The sequence below is a fragment of the Aurantimonas manganoxydans SI85-9A1 genome (genome assembly GCF_000153465.1).
GTDB lineage: Bacteria > Pseudomonadota > Alphaproteobacteria > Rhizobiales > Rhizobiaceae > Aurantimonas > Aurantimonas manganoxydans.
Genome location: NZ_CH672387.1, coordinates 905,837 through 928,715 on the forward strand (window position 1 = coordinate 905,837; position 22,879 = coordinate 928,715).

At 67.2% G+C, this 22,879-nt stretch carries 19 protein-coding genes and 3 tRNA genes; 14 read left to right on the plus strand and 8 right to left on the minus strand.

Translation table 11 applies throughout. The annotated features are described in order from the left end of the window. Positions 1 to 49: 49 nt before the first annotated feature. Positions 50 to 409: an HNH endonuclease gene (locus SI859A1_RS22435; protein WP_420804761.1), complete on the plus strand. Its 360-nt coding sequence runs from the start codon at positions 50 to 52 to the stop codon at positions 407 to 409. 242 nt (positions 410 to 651) lie between these two features. Here the strand turns inward: SI859A1_RS22435 and SI859A1_RS04350 are convergent, their stop codons facing one another. After that, positions 652 to 1,686 carry a PRC-barrel domain-containing protein gene (locus tag SI859A1_RS04350; protein ID WP_040325241.1) on the minus strand — a complete coding sequence of 345 codons (1,035 nt, stop codon included), beginning with the start codon at positions 1,684 to 1,686 and terminating at the stop codon, positions 652 to 654. A gap of 356 nt (positions 1,687 to 2,042) precedes the next feature. Between SI859A1_RS04350 and SI859A1_RS04355 the strand changes: the two genes are divergently transcribed. The 5 genes from SI859A1_RS04355 (at position 2,043) to SI859A1_RS04375 (ending at position 8,636) form a co-directional block, all read left to right on the plus strand. Then, complete coding sequence (locus tag SI859A1_RS04355; protein ID WP_040325243.1) at positions 2,043 to 3,122, plus strand: endonuclease/exonuclease/phosphatase family protein; 1,080 nt, start codon at positions 2,043 to 2,045, stop codon at positions 3,120 to 3,122. Between the two features lie 76 nt (positions 3,123 to 3,198). Further along, complete coding sequence (locus tag SI859A1_RS04360; protein ID WP_009208640.1) at positions 3,199 to 4,230, plus strand: sodium:calcium antiporter; 1,032 nt, start codon at positions 3,199 to 3,201, stop codon at positions 4,228 to 4,230. Positions 4,231 to 4,358: 128 nt separating this feature from the next. Continuing rightward, positions 4,359 to 5,567 carry a 3-oxoadipyl-CoA thiolase gene (pcaF, locus tag SI859A1_RS04365; protein ID WP_009208641.1) on the plus strand — a complete coding sequence of 403 codons (1,209 nt, stop codon included), beginning with the start codon at positions 4,359 to 4,361 and terminating at the stop codon, positions 5,565 to 5,567. 339 nt (positions 5,568 to 5,906) lie between these two features. Beyond that, a complete protein-coding gene (locus SI859A1_RS04370) occupies positions 5,907 to 6,731 on the plus strand; it encodes a PstS family phosphate ABC transporter substrate-binding protein (protein WP_050767431.1) in 825 nt (274 codons plus the stop codon). Between the two features lie 6 nt (positions 6,732 to 6,737). Next, on the plus strand, positions 6,738 to 8,636 hold the full coding sequence (locus SI859A1_RS04375; RefSeq protein ID WP_009208643.1) for a putative bifunctional diguanylate cyclase/phosphodiesterase: 1,899 nt from the start codon (positions 6,738 to 6,740) through the stop codon (positions 8,634 to 8,636). A gap of 116 nt (positions 8,637 to 8,752) precedes the next feature. On the opposite strand, the gene SI859A1_RS04380 is transcribed toward SI859A1_RS04375, so the two are convergent. Further along, a tRNA-Phe gene (locus SI859A1_RS04380) sits at positions 8,753 to 8,828 on the minus strand. A gap of 327 nt (positions 8,829 to 9,155) precedes the next feature. Here SI859A1_RS04380 and SI859A1_RS04385 point away from each other — a divergent pair. The 3 genes from SI859A1_RS04385 to SI859A1_RS04390 all read left to right on the plus strand — a co-directional run bounded on the left by SI859A1_RS04385 (position 9,156) and on the right by SI859A1_RS04390 (position 10,492). Then, positions 9,156 to 9,230: transfer RNA gene (locus SI859A1_RS04385), tRNA-Thr, on the plus strand. Positions 9,231 to 9,384: 154 nt separating this feature from the next. Continuing rightward, complete coding sequence (locus SI859A1_RS20725) at positions 9,385 to 9,903, plus strand: DUF488 domain-containing protein (protein ID WP_148233729.1); 519 nt, start codon at positions 9,385 to 9,387, stop codon at positions 9,901 to 9,903. A gap of 85 nt (positions 9,904 to 9,988) precedes the next feature. Next, positions 9,989 to 10,492, plus strand: coding sequence for a DUF8758 domain-containing protein (locus SI859A1_RS04390; RefSeq protein WP_148233730.1), 504 nt, complete (start codon positions 9,989 to 9,991; stop codon positions 10,490 to 10,492). A gap of 65 nt (positions 10,493 to 10,557) precedes the next feature. Here SI859A1_RS04390 and SI859A1_RS04395 read toward each other — a convergent pair whose 3' ends face one another. Then, a complete protein-coding gene (locus SI859A1_RS04395; protein WP_009207891.1) occupies positions 10,558 to 11,757 on the minus strand; it encodes an IS256 family transposase in 1,200 nt (399 codons plus the stop codon). Positions 11,758 to 12,173: 416 nt separating this feature from the next. Beyond that, positions 12,174 to 13,337 (minus strand): glycosyltransferase family 4 protein, encoded by a 1,164-nt coding sequence (locus tag SI859A1_RS04400; protein ID WP_009208646.1) that lies wholly within the window; start codon positions 13,335 to 13,337, stop codon positions 12,174 to 12,176. Positions 13,338 to 13,570: 233 nt separating this feature from the next. Here SI859A1_RS04400 and SI859A1_RS04405 point away from each other — a divergent pair, with 233 nt between their 5' ends. Continuing rightward, positions 13,571 to 15,001 (plus strand): phosphomannomutase, encoded by a 1,431-nt coding sequence (locus SI859A1_RS04405; RefSeq protein ID WP_040325245.1) that lies wholly within the window; start codon positions 13,571 to 13,573, stop codon positions 14,999 to 15,001. Positions 15,002 to 15,146: 145 nt separating this feature from the next. On the opposite strand, the gene SI859A1_RS04410 is transcribed toward SI859A1_RS04405, so the two are convergent. Next, entirely contained in the window at positions 15,147 to 16,568 is a 1,422-nt protein-coding gene (locus SI859A1_RS04410; protein WP_040325247.1) for a mannose-1-phosphate guanylyltransferase/mannose-6-phosphate isomerase, read from the minus strand. 277 nt (positions 16,569 to 16,845) lie between these two features. Here SI859A1_RS04410 and SI859A1_RS04415 point away from each other — a divergent pair, with 277 nt between their 5' ends. The 3 genes from SI859A1_RS04415 to SI859A1_RS04425 all read left to right on the plus strand — a co-directional run bounded on the left by SI859A1_RS04415 (position 16,846) and on the right by SI859A1_RS04425 (position 20,210). Next, positions 16,846 to 17,904 carry a sugar phosphate isomerase/epimerase family protein gene (locus SI859A1_RS04415; RefSeq protein WP_040325249.1) on the plus strand — a complete coding sequence of 353 codons (1,059 nt, stop codon included), beginning with the start codon at positions 16,846 to 16,848 and terminating at the stop codon, positions 17,902 to 17,904. 14 nt (positions 17,905 to 17,918) lie between these two features. Further along, positions 17,919 to 19,088, plus strand: a complete 1,170-nt coding sequence (locus SI859A1_RS04420) for a Gfo/Idh/MocA family protein (protein ID WP_009208650.1) — start codon at positions 17,919 to 17,921, stop codon at positions 19,086 to 19,088. 93 nt (positions 19,089 to 19,181) lie between these two features. Continuing rightward, a complete protein-coding gene (locus SI859A1_RS04425) occupies positions 19,182 to 20,210 on the plus strand; it encodes a LacI family DNA-binding transcriptional regulator (RefSeq protein WP_040325251.1) in 1,029 nt (342 codons plus the stop codon). A 327-nt stretch (positions 20,211 to 20,537) separates the two neighbouring features. Here SI859A1_RS04425 and SI859A1_RS21580 read toward each other — a convergent pair whose 3' ends face one another. The 3 genes from SI859A1_RS21580 to cpdR all read right to left on the minus strand — a co-directional run bounded on the left by SI859A1_RS21580 (position 20,538) and on the right by cpdR (position 21,698). Continuing rightward, on the minus strand, positions 20,538 to 20,678 hold the full coding sequence (locus tag SI859A1_RS21580) for a hypothetical protein (protein ID WP_154653357.1): 141 nt from the start codon (positions 20,676 to 20,678) through the stop codon (positions 20,538 to 20,540). Positions 20,679 to 20,947: 269 nt separating this feature from the next. Then, a tRNA-Val gene (locus SI859A1_RS04430) sits at positions 20,948 to 21,022 on the minus strand. A 310-nt stretch (positions 21,023 to 21,332) separates the two neighbouring features. Next, positions 21,333 to 21,698: a cell cycle two-component system response regulator CpdR gene (cpdR, locus tag SI859A1_RS04435; RefSeq protein WP_009208652.1), complete on the minus strand. Its 366-nt coding sequence runs from the start codon at positions 21,696 to 21,698 to the stop codon at positions 21,333 to 21,335. Between the two features lie 171 nt (positions 21,699 to 21,869). On the opposite strand from cpdR, the gene SI859A1_RS04440 reads away from it, so the two are divergent. Beyond that, positions 21,870 to 22,754 carry an N-formylglutamate amidohydrolase gene (locus tag SI859A1_RS04440; RefSeq protein WP_040325253.1) on the plus strand — a complete coding sequence of 295 codons (885 nt, stop codon included), beginning with the start codon at positions 21,870 to 21,872 and terminating at the stop codon, positions 22,752 to 22,754. Positions 22,755 to 22,879 lie beyond the last annotated feature (125 nt).

Here is a 22,879-nt window from a genome sequence, read left to right on the forward strand (position 1 = left end):
GTCCGACGCTCTAGCACCCACAGCGGATCCTGTGGAACTCGAACGGCGGGTGAGCCGTCTGTCGGCGCGAGCAACAATAGCGTTTCCAAAGGGCATTGTTCAGCCTAAGCACACTACGAGGACTACCATTGTCTTCCTGCGCGACCCCGGCGTCAAAGCGTATGTTCTACGCCGCGCAGGTGGCATATGCGAAGCATGCGATTTCCCCGCGCCTTTCAAGACCGCGCTAGGGGGCGACTTTCTTGAAGTGCACCATTTGAAGCCCCTTGCGGAGGGAGGCAGTGACCGCGCCCAAAACGCAGTCGCACTTTGCCCGAACTGCCATCGCGCAATGCACCATGCGAGCGATGCGGGGCAGCGAACCGAGAGGCTCTATGCAAAGATCGGCAGTGTGCTGATCCCGGAGTAGCGAATAAGGTTATCGCTGTTCGATTTCTCTTATGCGGTCAACGGCCCGCAATCCGAACGGTCATGCAGGCGTACGGAAACGGGACCAGCGCCGATCTTATAAGAAATCTCGAAAGCACGGCGCTTGTCTGCCGGCGGCGTCCGGTTCTGCTGACGGGCGGCGCGGTTGGAAGCCCAAAGCCCAACGCAAGAAGGGCCGCCGGATGAACCGGCGGCCCTTCGTTCATGCGGGAGCGTCGAGGCTTACTGCTGGCCGACGGTGATCCGCGTCTCGTCTTCGAGCTCGGGATACTGATCGTCGTCGAACTCGCTCAGCGCGTCGATCTGGCTCTCGGTGACGTTCGGCGCGATCATGCCGCGGTCGGTCGCCATGAGCGAGGACAGCGGAATCGCCACTTCCTTCTCGCCGAGGCCGAGGAAGCCGCCGGAACCGATGACGGCGAAGAGACGGTTGTCGACCTTCACGATCTCCTGGATGTCGCCGAGGACTTCGCCATTGGCGCCGATGATGTCGTAATCGGTGACTTCCTCGACGGTCATCTCACGCTCGCTCGAAGAGCCCGGATTGATCGCCATGGTCTCGTTGTCGGTCGCCGAGCGGTCGGTTGCCGAAGGGTCGGCCGCTGCGTCCTCGGAGGTCACGCGCTCCTGACGGTCCTGGCTGGCGGCGTTGCCCTGCTGCTGACGATCCGCGGCGGTGTCTTCCGAGCCCTCCATCGGCGAACCATCGGCGTTCTGATAGATGATCTTCGGCTCGCCCTTCTCCTGGTTGACGGAGACCTTGGCGTCCTCGCTCTGATAGCGGATCTGCGGGCGCTGCTCGGACTGGCGGACCTGAACATTGGCGTTGGCCTGGTCGACCGTGACGTTGGCCTGCTCGTCGCCATCGTCGGACGTCTCGACCGCGGCATTGCCGGAATCATCGACGGAGACCCGCGGCTCGCCCTGGCTGACCGAGACTTCCGGCTGCGCCATCTCGACATCGACATTCGGGTCGGGCATGCGGACGGTGATGGTCGGCTGCGGAATGTCGACGCGGATCGTCGGCGCCGGCTGGTTCACCGTGATGGTCGGCTGCGGCTGCGAGACCGAGACGTTCGGATCGGCCTGGTTGACCCGGACGTCGGGCTCCGGAACGTCGACCTTCACCGCGGGAGCATCCGGCTGGACAACAACGTCAGCGGTGGAATTTGCATTCACGCTGTTGTTGTCCTGAGCGAAAGCGGTGCCGGTCAGTGCGGAGCCTGCAAGAAGAGTGACGACGAAAATATTACGCATGTAATATTACCTTTCTATTCGATTGGTAACATAACGAAACCTCCGGTTGAGATCTCGTCTGCTGGATGATGGCAAAACGGGGGCAGGCCCAGACTGTTCCGTTATTCGTCTTCGGTTTTTGTAGCCGCGACGTGAAAATGGCATGGCTGACCCGTGGCGATGTGTCGGAGGGGCGCGGCCGGAGCTGCCGTCCCGGCTTCGGGCGGCGCTGCGACCGACTGTCCGACCCGGGCGACGAACCACGCCGGGCAGGAGGCGGAGCCGGCCGGGCATGATTCTGAGGGGCGGGGTCGCCGATCCTCGACCGTGTCCTAGCTGGAATGGCCGCGAAACCGAGGCGAAGGGAAAGGCGCGCCATGAGACAGACCGGTCTGACCATTGCAGTCGTCCTGACGTTGGCGCTCGGCCTGATGACCCTGCTGCCGCTTCTGGAAACCAATGCGTGGTGGGTGCGCTACCTCGATTTCGTTCGCCTGTATGTCGGGGGTGCGCTGCTCGTGCTGATCGCCCTCCTCGGCGCCACCAGGGCCTGGCGGTGGCGAACGGGGGCGGCGATCATGGCCATCTGTGGGGTGCTGGCGGCGCTGCATCTCGCCAAGCTGCATGTCTATACGCCGGTCGTGGCCCCCATGGCCGCGGCAGCCGCCAGCTGCCCGGCGGGCTCGGGGCTTTCGGTGATGGTGGCGAACGTCAAGAAGGGCAATCGCGACTTCGCGGCCTTCCGCGCGGTGGTCACCAACGCCGACCCGGACATCCTGCTGGTCCTGGAAACGGACCAGTGGTGGGACACACAACTGGGCGCCCTGCAGGACCGCTACCGGGCCAGTATCGAGAGCCTGCCGCAGGCCGTCGAATATTACGGCCTGCATCTGTTTTCCAAATTTCCGCTGGCCGATCCGGCCGTGGATTTCTGGTTCGAGACCGGCACGCCGAGCGTGACCGCCGATGTCACGCTGCCGGCCGGCACGGTCCGCTTCATCGGCATTCATCCGCGGCCGCCGCAATCCTTCGAGCATTCCACCGCCCTGCGCGACGGCACGATGGGGCAGGCCGCCCTTGCGGCGGCCGATTCGACCATGCCGACGATCCTGGCCGGCGATTTCAACGCCGTGCCCTGGGAGCGCACCTTCCGCCGCATGCTGCGGGTGGGCAGGCTCCTCGATCCGCGGGTCGGCCGCGGCTATTTCGCCACCTACGACGCGGAAAGCCCGATCCTCGCCTGGCCGCTCGACCATATCCTGTTCCAGGACGCGATCGGCCTGCTCGGCTTTTCGTCGCTGCCCAATGTCGATTCCGACCATTACCCGGTGATGGCCGAATTGTGCCTGGCGCCGGACATGGCCGCCCGGCAGGGCGCTCCCGCCGAGGAGGACGGCGATCGGGAGGAGTTGCGCCGGGCGATCGAGGCCGCGCACGAGCGCGCGGCGCAGATGTAGGCCGCCAGGCGGACCGCATCGCGGAGGGAGCCGGCGCACGGGGCCCGCCCGGCGAGGCACGACGAAAGGAGGCCCCATGCTGGGCTTGCAGGATGCATCGATCTGGCTCGTGGGCGGCGCCTTTCTCGTGGCGGCCGTGGCGATCGGCTTTGCCGGGTTCCGGCTGTCCTATGTGGCCGATACGCTGGCCGACCGGACGGGGATGGGCGAGGTGGTGGCCGGCGCGCTGTTCGTCGGCGCGGCGACCTCCCTGCCGGGGGCGATCACCTCGATCTCCACCGCCATGCAGGACGCACCGGGCCTGGCCGTCGGCAACGCGCTGGGCGGGCTGACCGCCCAGACGGCCTTCATCGCCATCGCCGACCTGTTCTATCGCCGGGCCAATCTCGAACATGCCGCCGCCAGCGTGACCGGGCTGGCGCAGGGCGTGCTGCTGGTGGTGCTCCTGACCATTCCGCTGATCGCCTCGGCGGAACCGCCGGTGACGATCTGGGGCGTGCATCCCGCCTCCGTGGTCATCCTGATCAGCTATGCCTTCGGCCTGAAGCTGCTCTCCGACATCAAGGACGACCCGATGTGGAAGCCGGTCCAGACATCGGAAACGCGGGAATCGCTGTCGGACCCGGAGGAGGGCGATGATCGCGAATCCGGCCGCTCCCTGTGGGGCCGCTTCGCGCTCTATGCCGGAATCACCGCGGTGGCCGGCTACGTCATCGGCGAGGCGAGCCTGGCCCTCGTCGACCTCACCGGCCTGTCGCAATCGGCGGTCGGCACGATCTTCTCGGCCGTCGCCAATTCGCTGCCGGAACTGGTCACGGCGATCGCCGCGGTCCGGATCGGCGCAGTCAGCCTGGCGGTGGGCGACGTGATCGGCGGCAATGCCTTCGAGGTGATGTTCCTCAGCGCCGCCGACTTCTTCTATGACGGCTCGATCTATGCGGCGATGGAGCCGCAGGACCGGACCACGGCGATCATCGCCATGCTGATGACCGGCGTGCTGCTGCTCGGCATGCTGCGGCGCGAGCGCACCGGCCCGGCGGGGATCGGCTTCGAGAGCGTGCTGGTGCTGCTGCTCTATGCCGGCTCGGTGGTGCTGATCTTCCTGTGATCGCCGGCATGGGGCGTGCGCCCGGACCGACCGCCGGAGGGCGGCGTCCGGCGGGTTGCCGGCGGGGGCATTTCCTCGGCGGCGGTTAGCCGGCATAAAGCGGCCGAAAGACACTGGGAGCCCCTGACATGATCGACGCCTTCATCTGCGACTATATCCGTACCCCCTTCGGCCGCTTCGGCGGCGCCCTGTCGGGGGTTCGCGCCGACGATCTGGGGGCGGTGCCGATGGCGGCACTGATGGAGCGCAATGGCGGCGTCGACTGGGAGGCGGTGGACGACGTGTTCTATGGCTGCGCCAACCAGGCCGGCGAAGACAACCGCAACGTGGCACGCATGTCGCTGCTCTTGGCCGGGCTGCCGACCAGCCTGCCGGGCGTGACGCTGAACCGGCTGTGCGGCTCGGGCATGGACGCGGTGATCACCGCGGCGCGGGCGATCCGCTCCGGCGAGATGGAGATCGCCATCGCCGGCGGCGTCGAATCCATGTCGCGCGCGCCCTTCGTCATGCCCAAGGCGGAGACGGCCTTCTCGCGCAATGCGGCGATCTACGACACGACCATCGGCTGGCGCTTCGTCAATCCGCTGATGAAGGCGCAATACGGTGTCGATTCGATGCCGGAGACCGGCGAGAACGTCGCCGCGGATTACGGCGTCACCCGCGAAGCCCAGGACGCCTTCGCCGTGCGCTCGCAGCACAAGGCCGCGGCGGCGCAGGCCTCGGGGCGGCTGGCCCGGGAGATCACGCCGGTGACGATCCCGCAGCGCAAGGGCGATCCGGTGGTGGTCGACACCGACGAGCATCCGCGCGGCGACACCACGGTGGAGAAGCTGGCCAAGCTGCCGACGCCGTTCCGCAAGGAGGGCGGCACGGTGACGGCCGGCAACGCCTCGGGCGTCAATGACGGCGCCGCGGCGCTGATCATCGCCTCGGGCGCGGCGGCGCGCCGCCACGGGCTGACGCCGATCGCGCGCATTCTCGGCGGGGCGACGGCCGGCGTCTCGCCGCGGGTGATGGGCATGGGGCCGGCGCCGGCCTCGCAGAAGCTCTGCGCCCGGCTGGGGCTCAACCCGACCGATTTCGACGTGATCGAACTGAACGAGGCCTTCGCCAGCCAGGGCATCGCGGTGCTGCGCGAACTGGGTCTGTCGGAAGAGTCCGAGCATGTGAACCCGAATGGCGGTGCCATCGCCATCGGCCATCCGCTCGGCGCCTCGGGGGCGCGGATCACCGGCACGGCGGCGCTGGAGCTGTCGCTGACCGGCGCCCGCCGCGCTCTGGCGACCATGTGCATCGGTGTCGGCCAGGGCATCGCCATCGGCCTCGAGCGGGTCTGAGGGACCCGGACGCCGCGCCCGAAAGGCCGCCGTCGCACTGTGTTCGCGACGGCGATGCCAGTCCCGTCGGCCTGACAGCGCGCAACACCCGTCCGCCGGCGCTCGCCTGCTGCGACAACGGCGGTCTGCAGCGTCGGGGCTTCGTCGGATCGCCGGGGATTCGACCGGCGTGTGCGCTGATTTCTTAACGGGTTTCCGTGCAACTGGTCCCTGCGACGGTGTTCAGGACCCAATCATATCATAGTATTACTATGTCGTTGGTTGCAGATGCACGCAATCAGCGTGGTGGGGCTCCCGAATAACTCAGTCGTGCTTAGTATGACCGGTCGGGAACACCCCATGCAGTACATGACGAACGCCAAAATCCGCAGCCTGTCGATCGTGCTGGGCCTGCTCGCCCTCGGCACCACCGCCTCGGCGGAACCGCTGCGCATCGGCGGGACCGGCGTCGCGCTGGGCGGGATGCGCCTCCTGGCCGAGGCTTTCGTCGAGACACATCCCGATACCGAGATCGACGTCTTGCCCAGCCTGGGCAGCAGCGGCGGCGTCAAGGCGCTCCTGGCCGGTGCCGTCGATCTCGCCGTCAGTTCGCGGGCGCTCAAGGAGGCGGAGACGGAAAAGGGCGCCATCGGGCGGCTCTATGCGACGACACCGCTGGCGGTCGTCACCTCGATCGGAACCGACGCGGATGCGGTGACGACGCCGGAACTGGCGCAAATGTATGCCGGCACGCTGAGCGAATGGCCGTCGGGCGAGGCGATCCGGGTGGTGCTGCGGCCGGAATCGGAATCCGACACCCAGATCCTGCGAGCCCTGTCCGACGACATGGCTGCGGCCGTCGACGGTGCGCTGACGCGGCCGGGGCTCGTCAGTGCGACCAACGATCAGGAGAACGCCGAGACGCTGGAGCGCCTGCCCGGCTCGGTCGGCGTCGTCGCGATGGGCCAGATCAGGACGGAAGGCCGCAAGCTGAAGGTGCTGGAACTCGACGGGATCCGGCCGACGCCGGGCGCCACCGACGCGCGCAGCCAGCGCCTGGTCAAGAGCCTCTATATCGTCACCACCAGTGCGACGTCGCCGGCCGCCGGTGCGTTTGTCGACTTCGTGTTCTCGCCGGAGGGACAGGCCATCCTGGCGGCGAACGACCACACGCCCGCCGAGTAGCCGCCGATGACCTCGCAGCCCACCGAACGAGCCGTGATCGCGCCGTCGATGCTGCGCTTCACGACGATCCTCGCGCTGATCGTGTCGGTGCTCGTCGCATTCGTGCCACCGGCCCTGCATTTCTACTACGGCCTGCAATATGCCGAGGGGAGCCTGGCCGCCGAAGCGCGGCTGAATTCGCGGCTGGTGTCGCAGATCGTCGGGCGCAATCCGCAGATGTGGCAGTTCGAGACGCTGCGGATCGACGAGATCATCGCCTTTACCGACGCGACCGTGACCAAGACCCTCCTGAATGCCGAGGGCGGGGAGGTGTCCCGGATCGGCGCCGCGGCGCTGCCATGGCCGACGGTTTCGACCACCCATCCGGTCTATGATTCGGGGGCGGTGGCCGGGCGGATCGTGATCACCCAGAGCCTGTTCGCGCTGGCCAGGACTTCCGCCCTGCTGTTCCTGGTCTGCGCGGCCGGTGCGCTGGGAGTGTTCTTCGCGCTGCGCACGCTGCCGCTGCGGCTTCTCAGGCGGGCGGCGGACCGCGCCTCGTTCCTCGCCAGCCACGATCCGCTGACCCAGCTGCCGAACCGCTCGCTGTTCAACGAATGGCTGGTACGATCGGTGGCGGATGTCGACCGGCAGGACGGCAGCATGGCGGTGTTGTGCCTCGACCTCGACCATTTCAAGGAGGTCAACGACCTCCTCGGCCATGCGGCCGGCGACGAATTGCTGCGGCAGGTCACCGAACGGATGACGGCGACCCTGCGGCGCTACGACATCCTGGCGCGGCTGGGCGGCGACGAATTCGCCATCATCCAGAAGCATTTCGCGCAGCCGGCCGGCTCGGCGCGCCTCGCCGAACGCCTGATCGAGGAGCTGTCGAAGCCCTTCGACCTGAAGGGCAACGAGGTGCTGATCGGCGTCAGCATCGGCGTGGCGCTGCGCCGCGACCCCGAGGACCGCGACGGGCAGGACCTCTTGCGCCAGGCGGACATGGCGATGTACCGCGCCAAGGGCGAGGGGCGCGGCACGTTCCGCTATTTCGAAGATGCGATGAACGACCGGCTGGTGGCGCGCAAGAAGGTGGAACTGGCGCTGCGCCACGCGATCGCCCGCAACGAACTGCAGCTGCACTACCAGCCGCAGATCGACATGAAGACCAACAGCGTGAAGGGCGTCGAGGCGCTGATCCGCTGGTATCGGGGCGAAGACGGGATCGTCCAGCCGAACGACTTCATCCAGCTGGCCGAGGAGACCGGCCTGATCATCCCGATCGGCGAATGGGTCATCCGCGAAGCCTGCCGGCAGGCCGGCGACTGGCCGGAGCTGACCTTCGCGGTGAATGTCTCGCCGGTGCAGTTCCGGCATGGCAATCTGGTCGAGACCGTGCGCAGCGCGCTGGCGGAAGCGGGCGTCGAGCCGCACCGGCTGGAGATCGAGATTACCGAGAACGTGCTCCTGAGCCACACGGACGAGACCATCGAGACGCTGCGGGCGCTGCAGGCCATGGGCGTGCGGATCGCCATGGACGATTTCGGCACCGGCTATTCCAGCCTCAGCTATCTGCGCCGGTTTCCCTTCGACAAGATCAAGATCGACCGCTCGTTCACCTCCGACCTCGGCACCTGCTTCGATGCCGACAGCATCGTGGCGGCGGTGATCAATCTGGGCGCGGCGATGGGCATGGTCTCGAATGCGGAGGGCGTCGAAACCCTCGAACAGGCGGAATTGCTGCGCGCCCAGGGCTGCAACGAGGTGCAGGGCTTCCTCTACAGCCGCCCGGTGCCGTCGGCCTCGATCGCGCAATTGCTGGCGGACTGGAAAAGCAAGGCGGCCGAGATGCAGCCGGTCGCGCCGGAGACCGTGGTCCAGCCCTTCGCGCGGTTCGCGCCCGAGCTGACGCAGGCGAGCTGACGCCGACTCAAGCGGCGCTCCGGCCGGCTGTAGTCCGGGCGACGCGGGCGGCGCGCAACGCACGCGGACACGACAAGAACCGGCTGGCGGCGTTCAGATCATGGCGTTGGGAAAAGTGGTGCCCAGGGACGGAGTCGAACCGCCGACACTGCGATTTTCAGTCGCATGCTCTACCAACTGAGCTACCTGGGCGCCTGCCACCCGCGACGGCCTGGTGAGGCGTCCGGCGAAAGCTCGGGCCTTATAGAAAAGCTCCCGGCCCCTGTCCAGCGCTCTGTCATTGCAAATGCGAAAAAGTCTGGCGGGGCGTCGCGAACCGGCGTCCGGGCCTTGAGCGACAGGGCGCGGAGAGGGCGTTCGGCCCGAGGAGAACAGGGTTTCGTGACAGCGAGACGACGGTCGCGCCGGTTTTGGCGCGCGGTGTCGAAGGGAGCGGGAGACGCTGCAGTGCAAAATCCGTCGGGAACAGCCGAAATGACGGTTGACGCGCGCGGCGAAATCAAGGAAACAGCGCCCATCGCTGCCGTAGCTCAGGGGTAGAGCACTCCCTTGGTAAGGGAGAGGCCCGGGGTTCAAATCCCCGCGGCAGCACCATTCTCCAAACAATTGCCTGACTGGTTCCTTCACTGCTCGATCTGATTCGATCGAGCATGCGCGCTGCTTAGCGTTTAGTGCCCGATCATTTAGGCCTTCTATTCCGCTCGACGTAAGCTCGGCTCGCTATAGCGTGGCAAAAAGGGAGTCCTCGATGTATACGCTAAACACTATCGGCTACGAAGGCACCGACATCGACACATTCGTCGCGTCATTGAAATCAGCGGGTGTTTCCGCAATCGCTGACGTTCGGGCTGTGGCTATTTCTCGAAAGCCGGGTTTCTCCAAGACCCGCCTCCGCGATCGCTTGGAAAACGAAGGTATCAAATATCTTCATTTTATCGACTTGGGCGATCCGAAGCCCGGGCGGCAAGCGGCTCGCGAAGGCCGGTTCGCTGCGTTTCGAGCAATCTACAACGAACACCTCTCCACAGACGCCGCCACAAATGCCCTAGACGAGCTGCAGCAATTCGCCCACAACAATGACGTGTGCCTGCTTTGCTTTGAGCGCGATCCTGAAAATTGTCATCGCTCAATAGTAGCCGACGTCCTACAGGAGCGATTGGATATGCGGGTAGAACATCTGCTGAGCGGTGGAGGCGTAGCAGTTGACGTTGGCATCCGTGATGAGCGGTCGGGCAGTAATCCTTGTCAAAGCTCTCCCTCAGCCTAGTGCGAGGCATGGAGAGACGGTCTGCTGCGCAGGAGTGACACCCAGTCGAAACTGGAAACGGTTATTTCCCATACGGTTTCGTCATTTGAGTGGTGATGCTTCGTTCAACCGATGGGATTGGGTCAACTTCAATTATCGACTTCCTACCTCCGATAGGCGCAGCGAAAGTTGTCATGTATTTGAGGACAGCATCCGTATCGCAGGAAAACTGCGGGCGAACGAACGATCAACGCTGTTGTATCCGCTGATAACCGGATCAGCGAAGGACGCATCTGAGAAGGGGCTTTCCCTTACGCTTGTGCGACCGCGGAACCCACAGTTTATTTTCAGAGAAAAGTCCGTTGCAGATATCGAAAGGGGGCGGGAAGCCTTTCGTAAGGCGGCAAGGCAAGACAGCATCTTCGACGTGAAGCTCGCAGAGATCGAGCCGACTCCCTACGAGTTTATCTTCCGATTCGACGACGACTCTGGGCGGCACGAGTATCAGAACGGGGACTGGGAGACGCACGCGGCGTTCTTCCGCGAACGAAAGCGCACATCTGAGACTGAAGCGTTGCGTTGGCTCAGCTATATCTACAACGAGCGGTAGATAGTGTCCCACCATGTGGTGTAGCTGACGGCGATGGCCGTGCGGTTCCGGCCAAGCCGGATTGATCAGCGTGCCACGGCTGGCAGGCTAACGAACGGATCATCGCTCAGGGGAGCGACGGATTCCAGTGTCATGTACCTGGCCCGCTGAACCGCCCACTCATCATTTTGCTCGAGCAGCAGCGCGCCGACGAGGCGCTGGATGGCCTCATCGTTGGGAAAGATGCCGACGACGTCGGTGCGCCGCTTGATCTCGCCGTTCAGCCGCTCGATCGGATTCGTGCTGTGCAATTTGGCCCGATGCTCCCTAGGGAAGGTCATGTAGGCCAGCACGTCGGGCTCGGCCTCGTCGAGGATGGCAGCGAGCTTCGGCACCTTTGGCCGGATCTGGTCGGCGACGGAGCGCCATTGCTGGCTGGCGGCCTCTGGCGTCTCTTGGGCAAAGGCGGTGGCGATGAAGGCGGAGACGACACGACGGCCGCTCTTGCCAGCATGGGCCAGGACGTTGCGCATGAAGTGCACGCGGCAGCGCTGCCATGTCGCCGTTAGCACCTTGGTGACCGCGGCTTTGATGCCCTCGTGAGCGTCGGACACGACGAGCTTCACGCCGCGAAGGCCGCGTCGGGTCAGCTTTCTCAGGAACTCGGTCCAGATCGGCTCGGCTTCCGAGGTGCCGATCTCCATGCCGAGAACCTCACGCCGGCCATCGGCGTTGACGCCGACGGCGATGATCACGGCAACCGAGACGATGCGGCCGCCGCGGCGGACCTTGAGGTAGGTGGCGTCGATCCAGAGATAGGGCCAGTCGCCTTCGATCGGCCGCTCCAGAAAGGCTTTTACCTTGCCGTCGATCTCTTCACACAGCCTCGACACCTGGCTCTTGGAGATGCCGGTCATGCCCATCGCCTTGACCAGGTCGTCGACCGAGCGCGTCGAGATGCCCTGGACATAGGCCTCTTGAATGACGGCCGTCAGGGCCTTCTCGGCCATGCGCCGCGGCTCCAGAAAGCCGGGAAAGTAGCTGCCCCTGCGCAGCTTTGGGATGCGCAACTCGACTGTGCCGGCTCTCGTCTGCCAGTCCCTGTCGCGGTAGCCATTGCGCTGGGCGAGGCGCTCGGCACTCTTCTCGCCATAGCCGGCGCCAGTCGCGGCACCGACCTCCAGTTCCATCAGCCGCTCGGCGGCAAAGCCGATCATCTCGCGCAGCAGATCGGCATCAGGGGTCTTCTCCAGAAGGCTGCGCAGGCCCATCATGTCATTGGTCATCAGGGGATCTCCGGTTGCAGTTAGGTCTCGCAACCCAAGCCTAACCGGAAACCGCTGGTGACCACCGCGCCGCCAATCTCGTCCTACAGCGCGATGAAAGGCGCGGACGAGATTGGCGACGCTATCGCCGAGCTACACCACCTATGGGGACACGACCCGAGCGGTACCCCGCAAAGGGCATGGTTTTCGTTTTGGGGAACCAAGCCAAGCGGCCTCAAACTTGGCAGTTGCTTGGAGTGATAAGGCTCGATCCCCCGAAGATGGACCTGCAAGCAGACTTATTTGAGTAGCCGTACCGGTGCGTCGTACCCGCCCCGTTGCATGCAAGCGTATCGCGTCCAACTTCCCCCAATTGCCGCGTGCACTGAATGTTGTCGCCCTAGGTAGGCCCGCGGCAGCACCATTTCTTCACAAAATCACATCGTCTGGGCCAGGTCGCGGTAAAGCTTTGCCACGGCCTGTTCGACGTCGTTCGTCGTGTAGCCCCTGGCGACGCGGGCGCGGGCGGAGGCGCCCATGCGGGCGGCGAGCTCCGGCTCGCTTGCGAAGCGGGCGAGCGCGGCGGCAAAGCCCTGCGAATCGCCGGCCGGCAGGACGATGCCGTCCTGGCCGTCGCGCACGAAGTCGCCGCAGCCGGGCACATTCGTGGTCAGGAGCGGGCGGCCGCAGGCTGCTGCTTCCAGAAGCGTGCGCGGCAGGCCCTCGCCGCCGCGCGACGGCAGGCAGGCGAGGTGATGGGCGGCCCAGACCGCGGCGACATCCTCGGTGCGGCCATGCCAGTCGATGAAGGGCTCGGCCGACCATTCGGCGAGGGTCTCGGCGGAAAAGGCGCGCGGATTGGACGGGTCGGGCGTGCCGTAGAGCGACAGGGTGACATCGACGCCGCGGCGTCTAGCAAGGCGCACCGCCTCGACGATGGTGTCGATGCCCTTGGACCACAGCATGCGCGCGACGACGGCGACCTTCAGGGGCGGGGCCGGCGGCAGCGGTGCCTGCGGATAGGCGGCGGGGTCGATGCCGGCGCCGCCGACGACGAGGATGCGCAGCGAATCGGCGGGCAGGCGGAGGAAGCCGGCATCGCCGGTGTTCTCCAGCAGGAACCGCGTGCGCTTTCCGGTCAAGCCGATGCGGATGGTGGCGGCGATGGCGGCGCGGATGGCGCGGCCGGTCGTGTCGCTGCGCGCGCCGAGATAGCCGAGGCCGGTGACAGCGTAGATCCGGCGGGAGATGCCGGCGAGGCGAGCCGCGGCGCCGCCGACGAGAATCGAGCGCAGGGCGATGCAATGGACGATCGCCGGCTTCTCGCGCTTCAGGATCGCCGTCATGCGCCACAGTGCCGAGGCGACGGCCTTGATGCCGACCTCGCGGCGTTCGGCCTCGAGCGGCACGATGCGGGCGCCGACCGCTTCGATGGGGCCGGCATGGTCGCGGACCCTGGTGACGACCACGGTCTCGAAGCCGGCATCGCGGGCGGCCCGCGCCATGGGCAGGAAATGCGAGACGAAGAACCAGTCCTCGGTGATGATGAACACCAGCTTGGGACGGGCCGGGGACTTTGTGGCGTCGGCGGGTCTTTCCACGAAACGGCCTTCTCGTGCTATCGCCGCTGGGCGGCAGGATGTGCGGGCCGGGGCCGCGGGTCTCGCCCTTAGATCAGAGCGGCGGTCCGGGCAAACGCCGGCCGCAGGGGCGCGGGCTGCGGGCGCGATCGAAGGCGGCGAGGCTTCCGCCACGACAGGCCGGTGTGCAATGGCGGCGGTCAGCCGGGCTGGTACGGCTGGCGGCGCAGGGACGGACAAGCGGGAGACGACGGATGGATTCGCTGAAATTCGGAACGAGCGGGCTGCGCGGGCTGGTGAGCGACCTCGTCGGCTGGCCGAGCTTCGGCTACACGCTGGCCTTCCTGCGCCATGTGCGGGCGGGCGATCCGGCAGGCGCCGAGCAGATGGTGTTTTTCGGCCGCGATTTGCGGGCAAGCAGTCCGGAAATCCTCGAGGCCTGCATCGCGGCGGCCCATGCCGCCGGCTTCCGGGCGGTGGATTGCGGCGCGGTGCCGACGCCGGCGCTGGCGCTGGCGGCAATGCACCAGGGCTGTCCGGCGGTGATGATCACCGGCAGCCATATTCCCGACGACCGCAACGGGCTGAAATTCTACGGCCGGGGCGGCGAGATCACCAAGGCCGACGAGACCGGCATCGCGGCCGAGTTCGCCGCCATCGCCGGGGCCGATCCGCGGCCCGGGCCGGAGGCCGGCGGACAGGCGGCGGGCCGCGACGCGCTGGCGGTGTTCGCCCGGCGCTATACCGACTTCTTCGCGCCCGATGCGCTGGCGGGGCTGACCATCGGCGTGTTCCAGCACAGTTCGGTAGCGCGCGACCTGCTGGTCGATCTGGTCACCTCGCTGGGCGGTACCGCTGTGGCGCTGGCGCGCTCCGACGCCTTCGTGCCGGTGGATACGGAAGCGCACCGGCCGCAGGACGTGAAGCAGATCCGCGACTGGGCGGCGGAGCGCCGCTTCGACGCGATCGTCTCCACCGACGGCGATGGCGACCGGCCGCTGGTGGCCGACGCCAAGGGCACGATCCTGCGCGGCGACGTGCTGGGGCTTTTGACCAGCCGGGCGCTGGGGCTGACGACGATCGTCACGCCGGTGACGTCGAGCTCGGCGGTGGAGACGTCCGGCATTGCCGGCAAGGTGGTGCGCACCAAGGTCGGCTCGCCCTTCGTCATCGCCGGCATGGCCGAGGCGGCGCAGGCGGGCGCCGAGGGCATCGTCGGCTTCGAGGCGAATGGCGGCCTGCTGCTGGGCTCGGCGGTGACCCGCGAGGGGCGCAGCCTGCCGGCGCTGCCGACCCGCGACAGCGTGCTGCCGATCCTCGCCACGCTGGCGATGGCCAGGCGTCGCGGCATGGATCTGGCGGCGCTGGTGGGGGAACTCGATGCCAGCCATGCGGCGGCGCACCGGCTGCAGGATGTGCCGCAGCCGGCGAGCGGCGCGTTCCTGACGCGGCTTGCCGAGGATGAGGATTTCCGCGCCGGCTTCTTCGCACCGGCGGGCACGGTTGCGTCGGTCGATGCGCTGGACGGCGTGCGGGTGATCCTCCACGCCGGGCCGGTGGTGCATTTTCGCGCCTCGGGCAACGCGCCGGAGCTGCGCTGCTACGTGGAGGCGGGGTCGGAGGCGAAGGCGGCGGAGCTGCTGGCCTGGGGGCTGGCGGCGGCCGAGGCCGAGATCCGGGGCTGACGCCGCCGGGCGCAGGCGAAGCGGCGCGACGGCCCGGGCCATCGGGACGTCGCTGAACAGGTGTATTTGGCGTCCCACCGGAGGGGGCCGGAGCTGCCGGTGACCCGTTCAGGTACGGATGGGGGCAAGGAGGTGCGCCCATCGCTCAGTCCCGGGCGTAGATGTCCTCGATGCGCACGATGTCGTCCTCGCCGGTATAGCTGCCGACCTGCACCTCGATGAGCTTCAGGTCGATCTTGCCGGGATTGTGCAGGCGGTGGACGCAGCCGATCGGCAGATAGGCGGCCTCGTTCTCGTGATAGAGGCGGATCTCGTCGTCGATGGTCACCTCGGCGGTGCCGTGGACGACGACCCAGTGCTCGGCGCGGTGGTGATGGCGCTGCAGGCTGAGGTGGCCGCCCGGCTTGACGCAGATGTGCTTCACCTGGAAGCGGGCGCCGATGTCGATGCGCTGGTACCAGCCCCAGGGGCGATGGATGCGCAGATGCTCGCTGGCCTCGCTGCGGCCGGCCTTGCGCAGCTTGGCGACCATGCGCTTGACGTCGGGCGCGGCATCCTTGGCGGCGACCAGCACGGCGTCGTCGGTGGTGACGACGACGACATTGTCGAGGCCGAGGACGGTGGTCAGCACGTCGTCGCTGCGCACGAAGCTGTTGGTCGTGTCGATCGCCGCGACATTGCCCTCGAAGACGTTGCCGTCGGCATCCTTGTCCTTGATCGCATGGAGCGAATCCCACGAGCCGATGTCGGACCAGCCGAAATCGGCCGCCAGCACGCCGCCGAGGCGGGTGGTTTCCATGACGGCGTAGTCGATGGAGACGGACGGCGAGCGTTTGAACGCGTCGGCGTCGAGACGGATGAAGTCGAGATCGGTGACCGCGGAGTCAAGGGCGCCTTCGGCCGCGACCAGGACGTCGGGCGCATGGGCGCGCAGCTCGTCGAGCATGACGTTGGAGCGGAAGGCGAAATTTCCGCTGTTCCAGACGAAGCCGTCGGCGAGATAGGTCTCGGCCGTGGCGCGGTCGGGCTTTTCGACGAATGTGTCGAGGACATGGGCGCCGTGGCCCAGGGTCTCGGTGCCCGGACGGATGTAGCCATAGGCGGTGGAGGGATGGTCCGGGGTGATGCCCAGGGTCATGATGCGGCCGCCGGCGGCGAGCTGCGCGGCGGTGGCGACGGCAGCGAGGAAGCCGGGCTCGTCGCGGATGACATGGTCGGAGGCGAGCACCAGGCAGGTGGTGCCGGGCCCGCGGCGCTCGGCCATCAACGCGCCGATCGCCACGGCCGGGGCGCTGTCGCGGCGCTCGGGCTCCAGCACGATGTCGGCGGCGACACCGACGGCGGCGAGCTGTTCGGCGCAGATGAAGCGGAAATCATTGTTGGTGACGACGATCGGCCGGGTAAAGCCGTTGCCCGCGACCCGGCGGACCGTCGCCTGGAAAGGCGAGACGCCATCCTCGAGGAGCGCGATGAACTGCTTGGGCATGGTGTCGCGGGAGATCGGCCAGAGCCGGGTTCCGGCGCCGCCGGCCATGATGATCGGCAAGACCTGATCGCGCTGTTCCATGGCTTTCCTCGTCGTATTTGAACGTCCGGCATCGCACGGATGCATGACGGCTGCATGTGCCGGTGATCTGCCGGAACACTGCCCTTAGCTACCATGGCAGAGCAAGCGAGGGGGCGAAAGCCGCGCGGGATGGTTGATGGCGTGCTTCGATGCGCGGCGGAGAGCGCAGGCGGCGCGGCGTTTTGACAGGCGTACCTCAAGCGGCTTCTATGCGCCCCTGACGGGCTCCAGGCGGGGCCGGCGGCGCGGGGAGGCGCCGGAAACGGGGAGGCTTTCGATGAAGACGATGCAGGGACCGGGAATTTTCCTGGCGCAGTTTCTCGGCGATTCGGCGCCGTTCGACGATCTGAAGTCCATCGCCGGCTGGGCGGCGGGGCACGGCTACAGGGGCGTGCAGCTGCCGACCTGGGACAAAAGGTTGATCGATCTGGAGAAGGCGGCCGGCTCGAAGGACTATTGCGACGAGATCGCCGGCATCTGCCGCGAGGCCGGCGTCGAGATCACCGACCTGTCGACGCATCTGCAGGGCCAGCTCGTCGCCGTGCACCCGGCCTTCGACGAGGCCTTCGACGGCTTCGCCGTGCCGCAGGTTCGGGGCAATCCGAAGGCGCGCCAGGCCTGGGCGGTGGAGCAGATGAAGCTGGCGGCGAAGGCCTCGGCGCATTTCGGCTTCAAGAGCCATGTGACGTTTCCCGGCGCGCTGGCCTGGCCGTTCCTCTATCCCTGGCCGCAGCGGCCGGCGGGGTTGGTCGACACGGCCTTCGAGGAACTGGCCAAACGCTGGGTGCCGATCCTCGACGCCTTCGACGCGGCGGGCTGCAATGTCGGCTACGAGATCCATCCGGGCGAGGACGTCTTCGACGGTGCGACCTTCGAGATGTTCCTTGCGGCCTGCGGCGATCATCCGCGCTGCCAGATCAATTACGACCCGTCGCACTTCCTGCTGCAGCAGCTCGATTACCTGGAGTTCATCGACATCTATCACGAGCGGATCTGCGCCTTCCATGTGAAGGACGCCGAGTTCAATCCGACCGGCCGGCAGGGCGTCTATTCGGGCTACCAGCCCTGGACCAAGCGGGCCGGACGGTTCCGCTCGCTGGGCGACGGGCAGGTGGATTTCGCCGGGATCTTCTCCAAGCTCGCCGAATATGACTATGATTCCTGGGCGGTGCTGGAATGGGAGTGCTGCCTGAAGAGCCCCGAGCAGGGGGCGGCCGAGGGGGCGCCGTTCATCGCCAGCCACATCATCGAGGTGACCGACAAGGCCTTCGACGATTTCGCGTCGGGCGGGACGGACGCGGCGGCGAACCGGCGCATGCTGGGCATCGAGGGCTGAGGGGAGGACGCATCATGACGAGCGAGGAACAGGACACGGCGCGGCCACGGCGCATACGGCTGGGTATGGTCGGCGGCGGACAGGGCGCCTTCATCGGCGGCGTCCACCGGATCGCGGCGCGCATCGACGACCGGTTCGAGCTGGTCGCCGGGGCGCTGTCCTCGACGCCGGAGAAGGCGCTGGCGTCGGCGGCCGAGATCGGCCTCGATCCCGAACGCAGCTACGGCTCCTATGTGGAGATGGCGGCGACCGAAGCCGAACGCGAGGACGGCATCGAGGCGGTGGCGATCGTCACGCCGAACCACATGCATTTCCCGGTCGCCAAGACGTTTCTGGAGGTCGGCATCCACGTCATCTGCGACAAGCCGATGACGACGACGCTGGCCGAGGCGCAGGAGCTGGCGGAGATCGCCGCGGCCTCGGGCAAGATCTTCGTCCTGACCCACAATTACACCGGCTATCCGATGATCCGGCAGGCGCGGGCGATGGTGGCGGCCGGGGATCTGGGCACGATCCGGATGGTCCATGCCGAATATATCCAGGACTGGCTGGCCGACCGGGCCGAGGATACGGGCTCCAAGCAGGCGGGCTGGCGCGTCGATCCGGCCAAGGCCGGCGCCGGCGGCTCGATCGGCGATATCGGCACGCATGCCCACAACCTTGCCTGCTTCGTCACCGGGCTGAAGGTGGAGCGGCTGTCGGCCGACCTATCGTCCTTCGTGGAAGGGCGCGAGCTCGACGACAATGCGAACATGCTCTTGCGCTTTGCCGGCGGGGCGAAGGGCATGTTGTGGGCGAGCCAGGTGGCGGTCGGCAACGAGAACGGGCTGTCGCTGCGGGTCTATGGCGACAAGGGCGGGCTGGAATGGCGTCAGGAGGAGCCGAACCGGCTGTGGTTCACGCCGCTGGGCGAGCCGAAGCGGCTCCTGACTCGCGGCGGCGCCGGGGCGAACGCGGCGGCCGCGGCCGTCTCGCGCATCCCGGCCGGCCATCCGGAAGGCTATCTGGAAGGGTTTGCGACGATCTATGCCGAGGCGGCGGAGCTGATCCACGCATCGGACGCAGGCGAGGCGCCGCCGGACGGGTTGGCGCTGCCGGCCCTGGCGGACGGGATCGACGGGCTGGCCTTCATCGAGGCCTGCGTGGCGTCGTCGCAGAATGACGGGGCGTGGACGGCGCTCTGACGCGCGGCCCGCCCTGCGGCTGCCGGTACGGTCCTGGCCGGGGCAACCGGATGGCGGGACCCGATGGGAACTGACGGGAATGGACAAGGCGTGATGTCGCGACCGACGATCCGGGATGTCGCCCGTGCGGCGGGGGTGAGTCTGGCCACGGTGGACCGGGTTCTGAACCGGCGGGCCGGCGTGCGGGCCAAGACCGTCGCCAAGGTCGAGGAGGCGATGCAGCGCCTCGACTTCACCCGCGACATCACCGCGGCGAATCTGTCGAAGAAGCGCCGCTACCGGCTGAGCTTCCTTTTGCCGGACGGCGACAACAGCTTCATGCGCGGGCTGGCGGCGGCGGTGCAGGCGACGTCGAAACATTCGTCGCTGGAGCGCGCCGAGGTGACCGTCACCATGGTGCCGGCCTTCGACGGGCCGGCGCTGGCGCACGCGCTCGATGCCATCGACCGCTCGGCGACGGACGGCGTGGCGGTGGTCGCCACCGATGCGGCGGAGGTGCGCGACGCGATCGGCCGTCTTATCGTGGATGGCGTGCGGGTGGTAACGCTGGTCAGCGACCTGCCCGGTTCCAGCCGCGACCGCTTCGTGGGGATCGACAATGTCGTGGCGGGCCGCACGGCCGCCGGGCTGCTCGGCCGCTTCTGCGGCAGTGCGCCGGGACGGATCGCCGTCGTCGCGGGGTCGATGTTGCTGCGCGACCATGTCGAGCGGCGGCAGGGTTTCGAGACGGTGATGCGGGAACATTATCCGCATCTGACCGTGCTGCCGTCGCTGGAAGGGCTGGACGATGCCGAGCGGGTGGCGTCGCTTCTGGGCGAGCTGCTCGCGCAGGACGGCGAGATCGCCGGGCTCTACAGCCTCGGCGCGGGCAATCGCGGGGTGGTGACGGCGCTGGAACGGGCCGGGCTCGCCGGCCGGGTGCGCGTGGTGGCGCACGAGGTCAGCCCGCATGCGCGCGCGGCGCTGCATGACGGCATCTTCGATGCGGTGATCAACCAGGATGCCGGGCACGAGGCGCGCAGCGCGGTACGCATCCTGAAGGCGCTGATCGACGACCGGCCGGTGCTGGAAGCACAGGAGCAGATCCGCATCGACATCTTCATGCGGGACAATCTGCCGTAACGCGGCGAGCCGGCGCAGCCCCGCCTGGTGGAGCGAGGGCAATCGGGTCGCGACGACGCGTTCTGCACAGTTCGCAGGCAGCGACGGATTGACGTGCGGTAAGCTTAGGATAGCGTGTGTCGTCTTCCCCGGGGGTGGGCAATCTCGGAAGGGAAGATACGAGGCGGCTCGGTGCGCTCCCAACGTGCCGGGCCGCCGCTGCCGGTCAGGGACCGGTTCGGCGGTCGGACACATGGCGCGCCGGCCGGATGGCGGGCCGGGGCCGACGCGCGGTCGGCAACCGGCCTGATCGTCTCACAAGGGACAGGCTGCCCCTCGGATGCCTGTTCAGCCTTCGAGCTTCGAACGGGCGCTGTCTTCCAGGTGATAGATGCGGACGCGGGCGATCTCGCGCTCGACGGAGCGGAAGCGGGCGTCGACGAAGGCGTTGTACATGCGGCGCATGGTGCTCGGGCGGGTGGTGGCCATGATCTCTCTCCAATGTTGTCCGGTTCGGCGCCAACGTCTCCGGCGCGTCGTTCCGATGAGCGAGATATAGGCGGTCTTGCTGCGCTGCGGTATCGGGATGCTTGCAGGTGAGCCATGCGATGAGTGCATGGGTGAGCGGGGCGGCGTTAAGCGCCCGTCAAGGAAGATCGGCACGCACTCCCGGTGCGGTCCGCGCTCTACGGCGCAGGCAGAGGCATCGCCACGATCGGGCGAAGCTGGCAGCATCTGAATGTAAGGGAAAGTTCGGATGGTGGGCGTGACAGGGATTGAACCTGTGACCCCTTCGATGTCAACGAAGTGCTCTCCCGCTGAGCTACACGCCCATCCGACGAGGCGGCTTTGACCACAGACCAAAGCGGTCGTCAATAGGGTCTTGCGGCCATTTTGGCGAAGAATTCGATGGCCGGTCCGACGGTCGCCGGAGCCGGTGCGCCGGCGTCGGATCGGCGCCGGGAATGCCGCGATCCGGCGGGAGGCTTGCGCCAGGCGCGCGCGCCGCCCGGATGGAGAAGCCGCGGCGGGCGGCGATCCCGCGGGGCAGGCGGGGCGCCGGCGCCCCGCCTGCATCTGCAGGACCGGGATCGTCGAAAGATGCGATTCCGCGCCCCTCAGGCGCCGTGGGGGGGCAGCCGGTCAGGCGGCGTCCTCGAGCATGCGGGCGACCTCGTCGACCAGCTCGCGCAGATGGAAGGGCTTGGACAGGATCTTGGCGTCCTTGGGAGCCTTGGAATCGGGATTGAGCGCGACGGCGGCAAAGCCGGTGATGAACATCACCTTGAGGTCGGGATCGAGCTCGGTGGCGCGGCGCGCCAGCTCGATGCCGTCCATCTCCGGCATGACGATGTCGGTCAGGAGCAGCGAGAAGGGCTCCTCGCGCAGGCGCTCATAGGCGCTGCCGCCGTTGTCGTAGCTGACCACTTCGTAGCCGGCCCGCTCCAGCGCCTTGGCGAGGAAACGGCGCATATCGTTGTCGTCTTCGGCGAGTAGAATCTTTGACATTCACGTTATCCGGATACGCCGGGCGCAACGATGCCGGCGGCTGTTCATTGAGGTCGCAATTCCATAGCAGAATGCCGGAACTTTTTCTAAAAGGAATCAGGATCCGGCGGTGGACGGCGGATTTTTCGGTGCGCCATCCAACCGGAAGGGGACAGTTTGGCGAACATACCCATGATCACGACGGCCAGCGGGGCGGTTCCCGCCTTCGAAGTCGTCGAACCGGCCGAGCCGACCATCCCCTTCGTCTTCTGCTCTCCCCACAGCGGTCGCGACTATCCCGCCGATTTCCTGGCGGCGACGCGGCTGCCGGGCGATTCGATCCGACGATCCGAGGATCTGTTCGTCGACCAGCTGTTCGAATGCGTGCCCAAGCTTGGCGCGCCGCTGATCCGGGCGCGGTTCCCGCGGGCGTTTCTCGACGTCAATCGCGAGCCCTACGAGCTCGACCCGCAGATGTTTTCCGAGCCGCTGCCCGACTACGTCAATGTCGGCTCGGTGCGGGTGACGGGCGGGCTCGGCACGATCCCGCGGATCGTGGCGGAAAACGAGGAGATCTACCGCCAGCGGCTGCCGCTGGCCGAGGCGATCGATCGGATCGAGACGATCTACAAGCCGTTCCACGCGGCTGTCGAGGAGCGGCTGCGGCGCACGAAGGAACGATTCGGCATGGCGATCCTGGTGGATTGCCATTCGATGCCGTCGAGCGTGCGAGCGCTGCCGGGCGGCCGGCGGCCGGACATGGTGCTCGGCGACCGCTACGGCACCAGCGCGGGCGCCCGGCTCATGGCCATCGCCACCGGCCGGCTGACGCGGCTCGGCTATGACGTGGCGCGCAACAAGCCCTATGCCGGCGGCTACATCACCGAGCGCTACGGCCGGCCGGCGGTCGGCCAGCACGCGATCCAGATCGAGATCAATCGCGGGCTCTATGCCGACGAGCGCATATACCGCCCGCATGCCGGCTTCGAGGCGCTGGCGGAGCGGCTGGCGGCCTTCGTCGTGGGCTTCGCGCAGGATGTGGACGCCGATTACGGGCTGCCGGCGGCCGCCGAATAGTCCGGCCCGGACGTCGGCGGCGCGAAAAAAAACCGCACTGCGGGAGGGCAGCGCGGTCTGAGTCTAGGGAGGAAACGCCCGTAAGGGCAGCGGCACATCAGCACCGCAAAACAAAGATATGCTGC